At 46.8% G+C, this 13,785-nt stretch carries 9 protein-coding genes; 3 read left to right on the plus strand and 6 right to left on the minus strand.

What is annotated here, in order from left to right:
* The coding region (locus tag RLO19_RS12015) for a hypothetical protein (protein WP_446356646.1) at positions 1–380 on the plus strand (380 nt) is incomplete at its 5' end.
* Here the strand turns inward: RLO19_RS12015 and RLO19_RS12020 are convergent.
* Positions 310–1,485, minus strand: coding sequence for a metal ABC transporter substrate-binding protein (locus RLO19_RS12020; protein ID WP_446356648.1), 1,176 nt, complete (start codon positions 1,483–1,485; stop codon positions 310–312). The two genes, RLO19_RS12015 and RLO19_RS12020, sit on opposite strands and share 71 nt — an antisense overlap.
* A gap of 102 nt (positions 1,486–1,587) precedes the next feature.
* Between RLO19_RS12020 and RLO19_RS12025 the strand changes: the two genes are divergently transcribed.
* Both RLO19_RS12025 and RLO19_RS12030 read left to right on the plus strand, forming a co-directional pair.
* Positions 1,588–2,379 carry a metal ABC transporter ATP-binding protein gene (locus RLO19_RS12025; RefSeq protein WP_446356649.1) on the plus strand — a complete coding sequence of 264 codons (792 nt, stop codon included), beginning with the start codon at positions 1,588–1,590 and terminating at the stop codon, positions 2,377–2,379.
* 130 nt (positions 2,380–2,509) lie between these two features.
* Positions 2,510–3,397, plus strand: coding sequence for a metal ABC transporter permease (locus RLO19_RS12030; RefSeq protein WP_446356651.1), 888 nt, complete (start codon positions 2,510–2,512; stop codon positions 3,395–3,397).
* Positions 3,398–3,654: 257 nt separating this feature from the next.
* Here RLO19_RS12030 and RLO19_RS12035 read toward each other — a convergent pair whose 3' ends face one another.
* From RLO19_RS12035 to RLO19_RS12055, 5 genes are all read right to left on the minus strand, one after another.
* The gene (locus RLO19_RS12035) at positions 3,655–4,113 is read right to left on the minus strand and encodes a chemotaxis protein CheW (RefSeq protein WP_446356653.1); all 459 of its coding nucleotides are present in this window, start codon (positions 4,111–4,113) and stop codon (positions 3,655–3,657) included.
* Between the two features lie 238 nt (positions 4,114–4,351).
* Positions 4,352–7,762 (minus strand): response regulator, encoded by a 3,411-nt coding sequence (locus tag RLO19_RS12040; RefSeq protein ID WP_446356655.1) that lies wholly within the window; start codon positions 7,760–7,762, stop codon positions 4,352–4,354.
* Positions 7,763–8,207: 445 nt separating this feature from the next.
* Complete coding sequence (locus RLO19_RS12045; protein ID WP_446356657.1) at positions 8,208–12,650, minus strand: GAF domain-containing protein; 4,443 nt, start codon at positions 12,648–12,650, stop codon at positions 8,208–8,210.
* Between the two features lie 204 nt (positions 12,651–12,854).
* The gene (locus RLO19_RS12050) at positions 12,855–13,391 is read right to left on the minus strand and encodes a chemotaxis protein CheW (protein ID WP_446356659.1); all 537 of its coding nucleotides are present in this window, start codon (positions 13,389–13,391) and stop codon (positions 12,855–12,857) included.
* A gap of 28 nt (positions 13,392–13,419) precedes the next feature.
* A complete protein-coding gene (locus RLO19_RS12055) occupies positions 13,420–13,785 on the minus strand; it encodes a response regulator transcription factor (protein WP_446356660.1) in 366 nt (121 codons plus the stop codon).

A 13,785-nucleotide genomic window follows, 5' to 3' on the forward strand; every position in this document is an offset into this window, starting at 1 on the left:
TTGTAGGGGCGGGTAATGGGACAATTGTAGGGGCGGGTAATGGGACAATTGTAGGGGCGGGTAATGGGACAATTGTAGGGGCGGGTAATGGGACAATTGTAGGGGCGGGTAATGGGACTAAATTCAGCTACCCACCGATAAATGAACAACAAAACCCGCCCTCCCCACCGATAAATGAACAACAAAACCCGCCCTCCCCACCGATAACGGAACAACAAAACCCGCCCTCCCCACCAATAACGGAACAACAAAACCCGCCCCTACATAAGACAATAGACATAAGACGAATGACGATCTCCACCGTTAACATTAATTGCCCCCGTTTAGAAATGCTTGATAATCGCCCCCCAATGCTTCGACAATGGTGCGAGTATTGGTAATCAGCATTTTTACATAAGTATCCGCTTCACTTCCTGGTGCGCCGAGGGAATCAGAATAAAGTTCAGATGGTGATAATTTGACTCCCGCTTCTTCTGCAACCGTTTTAATCAGGGCGGAGTTAATCGTGGTTTCGGCAAAAATAGCGGGAACGCCTGCTTCTTTTACCGCATCGGATAGGGTTTTCACAGTTTGGGCGCTGGGTTGTTCTTCGGTGCTAATACCAATCAAAGTGCCAATCACTTCTAATCCATAGGCTTGAGCATAATATTGAAAGGCGTCATGGGTGGTGACGAGTTTACGCTGATTAACAGGTATGGTTTGAATCTGTTGAGTAATCCAGGTATCAACCTGTTCTAATTCAGCCGTGAGTTTGGCTGCATTGGCGGTAAATTTGTCTTTGTCTTCCGGTGAAAGTTCAATTAAGCGATCGCGTATCGCATTAACCATTTTAATCCCATGCTCTGCATCTCCCCAAACATGAGGATCTGGTTCATTTTTTCCCTGATACTCAAAATCTAATGGCGTTACAACTTCCCCAACAGCAAAGGTTTTGGCATTTACCCCCGCCGACTGCATCAGTTTAATCAGTCCCGGTTCTAAGTTATAACCGTTGTAGAGAATTAGATCGGCTTTTTCTAAAGCAATGGTATCAGCGGGTACGGGTTCGTAAACGTGAGGATCAGCACCGGGTTCGAGGATTCCAGTTAGTTCAATCTCATCTCCCCCGACTTGTTCTGTCCAGTCGGCAATAATGGTACTTGTGGCGACAACGTTAGGTTTGTCCTCAGCATCGGTTCCTGAAAGATTTGGATTTGTCGCCTCACAGCCACTGATCCAAAGTCCCAGAATCACCCCAGCCAGAACCTTCCAGCGTGAAATTTTAGGGAGATTGGCGATTGAGAATTGGGCAATTATACCTGACTCCTCAACCAGGGCGGGTTTAGTCAAGTTATCGGTTTGTTGGGTAAGGTTATCCGTCAAACCCGCCCCTACCCATTGGCTCCCCTGCTTCTCGACTCCCAGACGTTTTACCGGAACCTCTCTACAAGCTTCCCCTACACCTGTACACCCCTGCAACTGAGTTCTACCCTGCGAGTGAGTCATTACGTTCATTTAGTTTATATATTAGTTCTCATATTGTTTTCATTTTTGAGGATACAATATTTTCATAATTGTTTCATTTTCTGGAGTCTGCCAGGTTTAATCATGTCAACGGTTATCTTTAAGCGAAACGATCGCAACCCCCAAAGCCCCACCATTACCCGCCAGGAACCCATGAGGATTGGACACCTTAGCGTGCAATACCGCCTCGTCGAAGCGCTAAAGGATATCACCTGTCAGATTCAACCGGGGCGACTGACGGGGATTATTGGTCCAAATGGCGCGGGAAAAAGTACGCTGATGAAAGCGATGCTAGGGTTAGTTCAGACAAGCTGTGGTACAGCGATGTATCAGGGGAAACCCATGATGGAGCAGTTAGACAGAGTAGCGTATGTACCCCAGCGATCGCAGATTGATTGGACATACCCCGCAACGGTGTGGGATGTGGTATTGATGGGGCGGATACGCAAGACGGGATGGTTTCGGCGTTTCTCCAGCGTATCTCGACGCATCGCCGTCCAATCGTTAGCGCGGGTGGGTATGAGTGAATTTCGCGATCGCCCCATCGGGCAATTATCCGGGGGACAGCAGCAGCGCGTCTTTCTCGCCAAAGCATTAGCTGAACAAGCCGATATTTTCTGTTTTGACGAACCCATGGCGGGAATCGATAAAAAAACCGAAGCCGTTATTTTTGAGATTCTCCACGAGTTAGCCGATACCGGGAAAACCGTGTTAGTGGTTCATCATGATTTAGGGGAAGCGATTACAAATTTTGATGATTTAATTTTATTGAATCGGGAATTAATTGCATCAGGTTCCCGCCAACAAGTAATGCAGGCAAATAACCTACAACGGGCGTATGGAGGTCAAGTCGTATTTTTCTCAGACGCCGCTTAATGTTTGAATTGTGTAGGGGCGGGTTTAGGGATTAAAATTGATTGTTTTTATTAACGTTAAGACAAAACCCGCCCTGGCTAACGTTTTAGGTATTTAACAAATGACAAATGACATCAACAAATGACAAATCATGCTTGACCTTTTAATTGAACCTTTGCAATACAGCTTTATGCAGCGATCGCTAATGACAGCCGTCTTAGTGGGAATCGTCTGCGCCTCGGTGGGAAGTTATCTGATGGTACAACGCCTCGCCTTACTCGGTGACGCGATTAGTCATTCTGTGTTACCGGGATTAGCGATCGCCTATATCGTGGGCGTGGATATCTTTCTGGGGGCGTTTTTGGCAGGTATTGTCAGTACCATTGTAATTACCTGGATCAGGACGCGATCGCAGATTAAAGAAGATGCAGCGATGGGGATTGTCTTTTCCGCCTTCTTTGCCCTCGGTATTACTTTAATTACAGTTATTCAAAAAGACAATAAGATTGACCTAAATCACTTTTTATTTGGTAATATCCTCAGTGTTACGGGAAAGGAAGTAATGAATACAGCAATTATTACCGCCATTGTCCTCGCCATTGTTTTATTGCTGTATAAAGAATTAATGTTTTATACCTTTGACCCTGTGGGCGCAAAAGCAGCAGGATTACCAACAAACTTACTCAACTTTGGTTTAATGATTTTGATTGCCCTAACCATTGTCGCCAGTCTCAAAGCCGTTGGGGTAATTTTAGTCTTAGCCATGCTAATTACCCCAGGAGCGACGGCTTATTTATTGGTGACAAGGTTGCACCAGATGATGATGTTAGGTTCAGGAATTGGCGTCGTTGCCAGTATCAGTGGCATGTATTTGAGCTATTTTTTCAACTTACCGTCAGGTCCTGCCATTGTATTAGTCACATTTGGATTTTTTATGCTGGCGTTTTTATTTAGTCCCAGTCAGGGCGTTTTGACTCATCCCAGAGTTCAATCTAATCAGTCACAGATTTGGCGGGAAATTAAGGGATTATGGCGATGAAATGAATCTGTAGGGGCGGGTTTAGGAACTAGCGCTAGCTTTTTACTAATAACGGAACAACAAAACCCGCCCAACCTCACCGATAACGGCACAACAAAACCCGCCCAACCTCACCGATAACGGCACAACAAAACCCGCCCTAATTAATAGGGCATGGCAATGCCATGCCCCTACAACGAATTGATGCGGTAGGGGCACGATATTATCGTGCCCTGATCTAGCGCCCCGACTGTGCTTTACGGAACAGCTTATTTCCGCTACCCAACGGGATTTAATAGTTGCTGCAAATCTAACATAAAAATTGTGGTCGTCACCTCCTCATCAGAGATAATTGCGGCATGACTAACCATCTGCAACTGACGGTTAGATTGAGGTAATTGGTGGATCATATCGGGGCTTAATTCAACTAAATTTGGCGGTTCATCAACGATAATGCCACAGAGTTCCCTAGCTAGAGGGCGGGTAATCACTAAAAATGATTGGTGATCGGGTACAGTAGAGACTAAAGATGGACTGTCTCTATCAGCATTTAACTGCTGATGCAAATCCACGATCCGAATCGTATGATTCCCGATTTGAATTAATCCCATGGCATTCCAGCCACTGGCAGTTGGTGGAGTGTTGATTACTTTTAACACATTATCCATTGGCAGTGACATGAGACAGTCGCTAATCTTAAATACGATATATTTCTCTAATTCATGATTCATGTTCATAGTTCATAGTTGATTGTTCGTAGTAATTTCTTTCTCCTCTCTTGCTCCCCTCTCCCCTCATTCCCCCCTTTCTCCCCCCCTTTCTCCCCCCCTTTCTCCCCCCCTTTCTCCCCCCCTTTCAAAGGGGGGTTAGGGGGGATGGGGGTTAGGGGGGATGGGGGATGGATAGGGGCTGGGGGCTAGGGGGTTGTTAAGTTGACACGGATGGGGTGAAACCCGCCCCTACAACCTGCAAAACTCAAACCTTTATCAGTTTCTGCACCGTCTCTAATAACTCAGGTTCAATGAAGGGCTTGGTGATATAGTCAGTAGCCCCTAATTCGTTAGCAATTAAACGGTGCTTCTCGCTATTACGAGAGGTCAAAATTACCACAGGAATTTGGGATAATTCCGGCTCTTGTTGGCGATACTTGAGAAACTCAAACCCATTCATACGGGGCATTTCAATGTCGCATATAACTAATTGAATCTGCCGATGATTTCGCAGTTTATCAATGGCTTCATACCCATCCTTTGCTTGCAATATCTGATAGCCAGCCTTTTGTAACGTAAACGTTAACGTTTGGCGCACGGTAATCGAATCATCGACAACAAGAACAAATTTTTGCGATCGCGTTGAAACCGAGGGTGCAGGTTCAGACGCCGCCGGTAACGCCGCAGGGCGCGAAGGCGATAATTGCCACTGGGGGCGATCGGATGCTAGCGACGTTGAACCCGTTAATGCAACCATTGATGATTTAAAATCAGAGGCAAACTCTGGCGGGGATGTCACCGTCTGCTGATCGGCAATAGACTGCATTAAGATTGTCCCATTCAGCACCAGTGCTAACCCACCATCAGCTAGAATACAGCCGCCATATACATAAGGGGGAGGCGTAATCATCGATCCTAGGGGACGAATCACTAATTCCTGTTCACCAACAAGTTGGTTGACTTCCAAGCCAAATAGCCGATTCTGACAACGGATCAAAATAACTGGCATTTTTTGACTTGACTCAACCCAAGGGGATTGGTGGGGAAAAACTAACGCTTTCGGGTTGGGGGTATAGTAATTTAAAATGTTCGCCAAGGAAAAAATTGGGATCAGTTGTTCATCCTTTCCTGTACCCCATCGCAGCACTTTTCCCTCTTCCCAGCAGCGCAGTCGTTCCGGTGGCGGGATAATGATTTGTTCAATCGCATCAGAAAGTAAAGCATATTTTTGACTTTCCGCTTCAATCAAGAGTAGCTTGGCGATTGTCAAACTTAGAGGTATTTGCAGTCTAAAGGTTGTTCCGTGATAGGGTTGGGAATAGACTGTCACTGAACCTTGTAGCGCTTCCACTTGGGAACGTACTACATCCATCCCAATTCCGCGCCCAGACAAATCACTTAACTCCGAAGCGGTGGAAAAACCGGGTTCAAAAAGGAACTCTGTCAGTTGTGCTGGCGTCAAATGTCTTACTTTTTCCGCGTTGATCAACTGCTGATCAACTGCCCGTTGGCGAATCTTCTCAAAATTTAGTCCTTGCCCATCATCCCGAACTTCAATCACTAAATATCGATTCTGGTGATGGGCATCAATTTCAATTAAACCATGACTGGGTTTACCCGATTGTTGGCGAACCGTTGGTGACTCAATCCCATGGTCAAAAGCATTACGAATTAGGTGTAGTAAGGGGTCATAAAGTTTCTGCACGACCACTTTATCCACTAAAACCTCTGTGCCATGTAGTTTAAGTTCGACTGATTTATCATGAGTTACTTGCAACTGTTGCAGAACTCGAGGAAAACGTTTAAATAATGTCCCCAAAGGCAACAGTCGCGCCTGCATCAGCGTGTCGCGAGTGCTGGTTAGTAGCCGTCGTTGTTTGTCTAAGGTTTGATTGAATTGATTGGTAAACAGTTCAATCGACTCCGTTGCTTCAGTCAGTTGGGCTGTATCTTCAATTAGGGACTGGATTAAAAGCTGGGGTTCATTATAGCTATCCAGTTCTAAAGGATCAAATTGGTTCGGAATTTTAAACTGATGTTTTTGCCAGGAAAATAGCGACTTCTCCTTGCTCCCTTCTCGATTTTTTATCCACCACTTGCTCGTCCGTTGTTGTTGCGATCGATGCAATTGACGGTTATGCCAATCTTGCAATTGATCCAACAGTTGCTGATGCTGTTGCAGGCGATTTAGCACCGAATGAACCGCCGTTTGCAGTTGCTCATTCTGTAGGGATTGGCGGTTTTGGTGGGTTAAGAGTTCGCCAACCGAATAATTTAAATGTTCTAAATGATCAATGTTGACTCGTACTGTTTGCGGCTGAGTGTCCGGAACAGAGTCTTTTTGCGCCCTAGAGGAGGGTAAAACATAATCGGTTAAGGGTTCTGTCTCTTCAACTGGAAGATTTGGCAAAGATTCTGGCGTTAAATCCTCTAAATTCTCCGATTGAATATTGAACACCGGAAACGCTTCCGCCTCAGATTTTGGCTCAGCATCATCGTCGATCGCGGATTCGGAAATCGATACGTTCCCCCAAATAGCATCTAATAATCCAGTCGAGTCTTGTTCCTCAAATCCTTCCTCCTCACTTTCATTATCAATGTGAGACTCATCCTCACCCAGATCCATATCCAGTAAAGGCGTAATATCCGCATTTCCCAGTTGAAACTCGGCTGGATCGGTGATCAGGTTCTCCAGGAAACTCTCATTTGTGTGAGATAAATGAATCCCATCAGCACCAAACGCGATCGCAACATCCGGACTAAAGTCTGTCACATCTAGGGAAATCCCAAATTCCTCATCAAAATTACTCGGATTCGCGATAGTCTCCGCTGCCTCGGTTTCCGAGACGTAGCCTACTACATCTGTATATACATCTTCTTCCTGATCGCTCTCCAGCCAACCCGCCAATTCTTGCAGCGATTGAGACGGTTCACCCCCTTGAGTGCGATCGCCATTGAGTACCGCCTGCTGTCCAGTCTGGAAGTCAGCCAGGGCGATGTTAGTAATCATTTTCGCTTGATCAGGATAATGATCCAACGCCGCGATCGCAGCCTTAGCAATATTCGCAAATCCCGGCAAATTCATCGATTCAGCGACACCCAGCAACACTTGCGCCTGCGATCGCAACGCCTCAGCCATGACAGACGGATCATCACTCGCCAAAGCCTCGGTAACTTGTTCTAACCGCTGAGTGACTCCCACCTCAAAAATCGATTGAGTCACATCAAATCCCAACTCCAAAGAACTGGGAATATTCGCTTGTTGGTCAAAACAATCACCCAACTTATCTTGCAGTTTAGCAAAAACAGCCGCCGTGCGATCCAGAACTTCCGTTTCATTAATCTGTCCCCCCATAACTTCAGCCGTCAGGGGTAATCTTAGACATTCATATCCTTCAAATAGTAAAGCTTCCACCTCAGCATCAATCACGACATCCGGATTAAAAAGGGTTTTAAAAATATCCTCTAACGAGTGAGCAACAGTTTTAATGGTTTCCAACTCCACACTAGCCGCCGCACCTTTCAGTGTGTGAGTAGTTCGCATCAAGTTATGAACTTTATTGACCGTAAAATTAGTCCGCAGATCGAGTAATTCTTGTTCGATAATACCCAAAAGTTCTGGCGCTTCTTCCAGAAAATATTGATAACTTTGTTCACGAATAATTGGATCGTTCATGGGAAAAATGTTGGATTGCGAGGGATGTAGGGGCGGGTTTAGAGACTTGCTTTTCGCTATTGCTGATAACCTTTGTACAAAACCCGCCCTGACTAAGTGTTGAATTTTGAATGCGTAGGGGTTGGTTTAGGGACTTGCTTTTCGCTATTGCTGATAACCTTTGTACAAAACCCGCCCTGACTAAGTGTTGAATTTTGAATGCGTAGGGGCGGGTTTAGGGACTTGCTTTTCGCTATTGCTGATAACGTTGGGACAAAACCCGCCCTGACTAAATGGTTGGGTTTAGGGACTTGCTTTTCGCTATTGCTGATAACCTTTGTACAAAACCCGCCCTGACTAAATGGTTGGGTTTAGGGGCGGGTTTAGTCACACCCAGGTGAGGTAAAAAACGATAGTAGTGAAACCCGCCCCTACAGCGTCAATGACATAAACAAATGGCAAATAACTATTCAACCTTGAACTGATCGGCACTCATTTGCAGATTTTGCGCCATTGCCAACAATTCTTGGAACGATGTAGACATCTCCATAGAATTTTCCGCCGTTTGATTCGCAATCGTCGCCACCTGAGTCATAGTTCGCGTGACAGACTGCAACTCCTGATTCTGAATTTGAGTCGCCTGGGTAATTCCAGCAACCACCTGACTAATCTGACTCGTGGCTTCCACGATCGCATACAAATACTCGCGGGCTTCATTGACTTGGTTTGTGCCAATTGCCACCTGCTGAATCCCAGTTTCCATGACTGTGGATACTTCTGCTGTGCCCATCTGGATTTCCTGCACCAATTGGGCAATCTCCGTCGTCGCTTCCGCTGATTGGCGAGCCAGAGAACGCACTTCATCCGCAACCACCACAAAACCTCGTCCATACTCACCGGCGCGTGTGGCTTCAATCGACGCATTCAACGCCAGCAGTTGAGTTTGAGTCGTAAAATTACTAATCAAATTCACCACTCGCGACACCTTTTGCGTCGATTCACTCAAACGCTTCAGCCGCTTACTAGTTTCCGCCACGGTTTCTCGGATATCCATAATCCCATCCACAGTGCGGTTCATCGCCTCATCCCCCGCCTGAACCGTTTCGTTAGCGCGTTGCACCGCTTCGTTCACCTGGCGAGCGCTAGCACCCACCGCTTCAGTGGTATTCACCATCATCTGAATCTGTTCTAGGGTTTGTTCCAGCGCCTGGAACTGGCGTTGCGCTTGTTGCGCCAATCCCGCGATCGCGGCTTCGCTGGCTTGAGAAGTTTGTGCCACTTGGCGAGAGGATTGCTGCACCTGTTTCACAATCCCCCGGAGACTTTGCAGGGTATTATTATAAGCATCCGCCACCGTTCCCACCTCATCTTCAGTAATCGGCGCTCGCACGGTGAGATCCCCCTGTAAAGCCGGACGTACCGCCATTAGCAATTGAATCACCCCCTGTTGCAATTCTTCCTTCGCCGCTTTCTCCCGTTGCGCCGCCGCCATTAGTTGCTCAGACTGTTCCTTAACTTGCTCCAAGGATTGAGCTTGCTGCAGAGCAATCCCTAACTGAGTTGACATTTGGGCTAAGAGTTTAATCTCTCCCTCTTCCCAGGTTCGCGGTTCACTGTTTTGATAAACCCCCAGCAATCCCCACAGTTGTTCCCCTTGGAATAGAGGCGCGATCATGTAAGCTTGCACTCCCCACAGTTGCAACACTTCACGGTTAAACGTCAATTCAGTGGCTTGGCTGATGTCATTCACCGCACGGGACTGATTTTGGCGATAGGAACCCCCCCGGGTTTCCTGTAACACTGGATCACTCACCCGCGCCAATTCCGTACCCACAACCTTGATGTATGAGCCGCCCACATCTTCAATCACAAATTGCCCACTCCAATCAGAGTTAAAGCGATAAACCGCCACCCGATCCGCATTTAGCAGGAGTCGCAATTCCTGACTCGTCGCCTGCAACAGAACCTCTGGGTTTAAGGTTCCTTTTTGTAAGCGCTCGGCAATTCGTTGTCCGGTTTTATACAGCAGGTTGATAAAATTACTTTCCCGCTGCGCTAATTGGGCGAATTGATCCGACTGTTGTTGCACCTGCTCCAGGTAGTAGAGTCGTTGTAATGCCGTTCCCACCCCTTGACCGAGTTGGGTTAACGCGGTAATTTCGGTACTCGTCCAGTGGCGGGTGCCGCTATTTTGATAAGCACAGAGGATTCCCCATAACTCATCGGCGACGAAAATCGGGGCGAGGGCGTAAGCTTTGACCTCAAATTGCTCTAATATTTCAACATGGCAATCCGAGTGACCGATGGTATGGATATCATCCACGGCGAAGCTTTCTCGATTGCGATAACGCCCCCCCTGAGTTTCTTGTAAATAGGTGTCTTCCCAAACGGTGCGGATATCGGGACCGACTAAAGGCGTCCAACCCGTCGCCACTGACTCGGCGACAAACACACCACTCCAATCCGGCTCAAACTGATAGACTGCTGTGCGATCGCACTTGAGTAGTTTCCGTAGTTCACGGGTGGCTATATTGTAGATGCTGGGTACATCCTCGCCATAGCTCAACTTAGTGAGGACGGTTGATACCGTTTCCTGGGTTTGGGCAATCGTCGCTAGCTGAGTCGATTGCGCTTGTAACTGGTGGAGGTACTGGGATTGTTTTAGGGCGATGGACAATTGATAAGCCACCTGCTTGACAAACTCGACCTCTTGTTGTTTCCACTTACGCGGACTACTGCACTGGTGAATACAGAGCAATCCCCACAATTCCATCCCTTGCATGACGGGTGCGACCAAATTCCCTCGCACCTGGAACTTGGAGAGGGTATCAATATAACAGGGGGCTAAATTGGCGTTATAAATATCCGTAACCGCCCAAACCCTTCCCTTACGATAATTTTCCGCATGTTTGTCACCAAAACAGTGATCATCAATTTTCATCGACAAGGCTGATTGTAAACCGGCGACGACCCGCTCAGACACCATTTCTCCCCGATTAAACCCAGATTCGGGATCAAAGCGAAAGACGCCCACGCGATCAGCGCCCAAAAAGGTTTGTACTTCGCTACAAGCCGCCTGGAAAATCTGATCGATCTCTTGAGATTGGCTAATTTTGGTGATAATTTGAGCCGTAACTCGTTCCAAGTCGGCAGTTTTCACCAGTTGCTGGGATTGGGTTTGCAATTTCTCTAGATACTCCGCCTGTTGTAGCGCCACCCCCAGTTGAGCCGCCACTTGTTTAAGCAAGCGGACTTCACCGTCTTCCCAGTGGCGTGTACTCGTGTTTTGAAACGCACTGAGTAATCCCCACAGCTTTTGTCCTTGGAAGATAGAGACGACGGCACAGGATTTAACCTCAAAGTATTCTAAAGCCTCAACATGACAATCGGTGAGATTGGCGGTGTAAATATCATCCACAACCAAGGGTTCATTATCGCGAAAACGTCCCCCTTGGTGTTCGTTGAGATAGGGATCTTCCCAACCACTCCCCACCAGTTTGGGAAATCCCCCCGCTTCTGATTCACTGACGAAATCCCCGAAATAATCATCGCGGAATTTATAGATGGTGACGCGCTCAACGTTGAGCAGTTTACGCACTTCTTTGGTTGTGGTGTTGAAAATCTTCTCCAAGTCGGTGGTTTGACGAATTTTCTCGATCACACGGGCGATGGTGCGTTCCCGTTCCGCCACTTTTGCCAGTTGTCCGGTTCGCGCTTGCAAACTGTCTAGGTATTCGGCTTGCTGGAGTGCGACACCAAACTGACGCCCGACTAAGGCGAGGATGTTAAGCTCTGAGGCGTCCCACTGACGAGGAGCTGAGTTTTGGAAGGCGGCGAGTAATCCCCAGAGTTTGTCTCCCTCAAAAATGGGCGCGATCGCATAGGCTTTTGCTTCAAATTGTTCTAACAGCTCAATGTGACAATCACTCAAACTGGCGGCGTAAATGTTATTCACTCCATTGGTTTCTTCTTGGCGATAACGCCCGCCTTGGGTTTCCTGGAGATAGGTATCCGCCCAGACTTTTTTGAGATCGGGCTCGACTAAGGGAACCCAGCCAAGAGCGACGGATTCAGCAATGAACTCGCCACTCCAATCCTGATTAAACCGATACACCGCCACGCGATCGCACTGCAGTTGTTGGCGGATTTCCCGCGTGGCGCTGCTAAAGACTTGGGGAACATTGAGCGATCGCAGAATGTTCTTCAGGATTTTTGCCGCGATTTTGCCAACAATTTTGGTTTTTTGGTTCTGAGTTTGCAGTTGGCTATAGAGTTCCCCAGGTTGCAGGTTGAGAGTCAGTTCCGTTGTCACCTGATAAAGCAGGTTAATTTCTGCTTCTTGCCAAGTACGAGTTCCTGAACATTGCTGGACAATCAGTAACCCCCACACTTGTTTACTAATAACAATTGGCAAACTCAAGCTAGCTTTAACTTGGAAGCGTTTGAGTAGTTGCAGTTGGTAGGGACTGGTAACGCCTTGGTAAAGATGATTGAGTGTGACAACTTCTTGCTGTTGATACTCTATTTGATTATTTGCCCCAAAAGTTAACGCAGGTAAGGATTCACCCAGACAGGGAGTATACCCCGCAACCATTGATTCTGCAAGGACAACGCCCTCAGTTTCACTCTCGAAGCGATAAATTAGGACGCGATCCACCTGGAAATGCTCCCGCACTTCTGCCACAGTGGTTTCTAACAGGGTATCAACGGTTTCAATTGTGGAAGCGCGACGCATCCGTTTAGCCGCTGATAACAACCACTGTCTTTGTTGTTGAAAATAGGTTTCGATATTGATATCAGAGTTAGGGTGGGACTCACCAGTCACGCGATCGCCATTACTGATTTTATGAGCGGAATCGTTCTGTGCATCAGGGTTGAGTACTTGCTTGGATTGTTCGAGTTCTTGCATAATTCGATGTGTCTAGTCCTAATAAGTCCACGATTCGCGATCGGGAAAGATGGGGAAGATGAGGAAGATAGAGAGAGTAGAGCTTTGACCCTTCATTCTCTAGTCGGACATGGTTTGTAGGGGCGGGTTTAGAAACTTTTTTATCGCTATTGATCGTAACGTTTGTGCAAAACCCGCCCTCATCTCCCCTATCTCCCTCATTTTTCACTCACGATGCATTTGCCAAAGGGGATAGTGGCTAATGGCGTGAATATTCAGCACAATTCCCTGATCTTCAGGGAGTGAACCCAGAATAAACGGCAACAGTTTGGGCGGAAATAAACCGGGAACTGCAGGTTGTAAATGTTGTAAATTGTGATATTCAATGTCATTAACTTGTGCAACAACAAGTCCTACAGATTGATCATTAACCTGAACCACTAAAACCACCAAAGCCGCAGATAATTGTCCTTGTTGTTCTAAAGGTAAATAGCCCATCAAATAGTTCAGATCAACTAGCCAAAGCATATCGCCACGCCAGTTACAGATACCTAAAACACAATGGGGCATTTCTGGAACAGGTAGAATCTCCGTTGCGTTCACTCGTAGCACTTCCCCAATCTGTTCCAAGGGCAATAACCCACTATCTTGGTGACCCAAGGGAAAGCGGAGTAACCGCTGCTGCTTTTGGGAGGGGAAAGGTTTAAGGTTGAGTGGTTCAAGACTCGTTGTTAATAGAATTGAGTCGAGGTAATTTGTCATTTTTTAGGTAACAGGGAACAGGAAACATCTAAACTAGTGTGAATTTATTAATGGTTTTCATTAATTCCTGTTGATCGACTGGTTTAGAAATATAGGCATCAGCACCCAACATCGAACCCCATAATTTGTCAGCGTCAGTTCCTTTTGTTGAACAAATTACTACAGGAATTTTCTTGGTATCGATGTTGGTTTTAATCTCGCGGCAAAGTTCAAAGCCACTTTGACCGGGTAAAATCACATCGAGAATTACCAAATCAGGTTTTTGAGATTGGAGTTTTATATGAGCCTCTTCTCCACTCGTCACACTAACCACGTTTAGACCAGCTTGTCTTAAATAACGAGTCAGCACCTGAGTTTCTGTTACACTATCTTCCACTAAAAGAATAGTTGTCAT

The sequence above is a fragment of the Coleofasciculus sp. G2-EDA-02 genome (assembly GCF_040226375.1).
In the GTDB taxonomy this organism is placed as follows: domain Bacteria; phylum Cyanobacteriota; class Cyanobacteriia; order Cyanobacteriales; family Coleofasciculaceae; genus Coleofasciculus.

Bases quoted from the DNA above. Each gene is read 5' to 3' on its own strand.
- RLO19_RS12020 (WP_446356648.1), bottom strand. From the start codon at position 1,485: ATGACTCACTCGCAGGGTAGAACTCAGTTGCAGGGGTGTACAGGTGTA.
- RLO19_RS12025 (WP_446356649.1), top strand. From the start codon at position 1,588: ATGTCAACGGTTATCTTTAAGCGAAACGATCGCAACCCCCAAAGCCCC.
- RLO19_RS12030 (WP_446356651.1), top strand. From the start codon at position 2,510: ATGCTTGACCTTTTAATTGAACCTTTGCAATACAGCTTTATGCAGCGA.
- RLO19_RS12035 (WP_446356653.1), bottom strand. From the start codon at position 4,113: ATGAACATGAATCATGAATTAGAGAAATATATCGTATTTAAGATTAGC.
- RLO19_RS12040 (WP_446356655.1), bottom strand. From the start codon at position 7,762: ATGAACGATCCAATTATTCGTGAACAAAGTTATCAATATTTTCTGGAA.
- RLO19_RS12045 (WP_446356657.1), bottom strand. From the start codon at position 12,650: ATGCAAGAACTCGAACAATCCAAGCAAGTACTCAACCCTGATGCACAG.
- RLO19_RS12050 (WP_446356659.1), bottom strand. From the start codon at position 13,391: ATGACAAATTACCTCGACTCAATTCTATTAACAACGAGTCTTGAACCA.
- RLO19_RS12055 (WP_446356660.1), bottom strand. From the start codon at position 13,785: ATGACAACTATTCTTTTAGTGGAAGATAGTGTAACAGAAACTCAGGTG.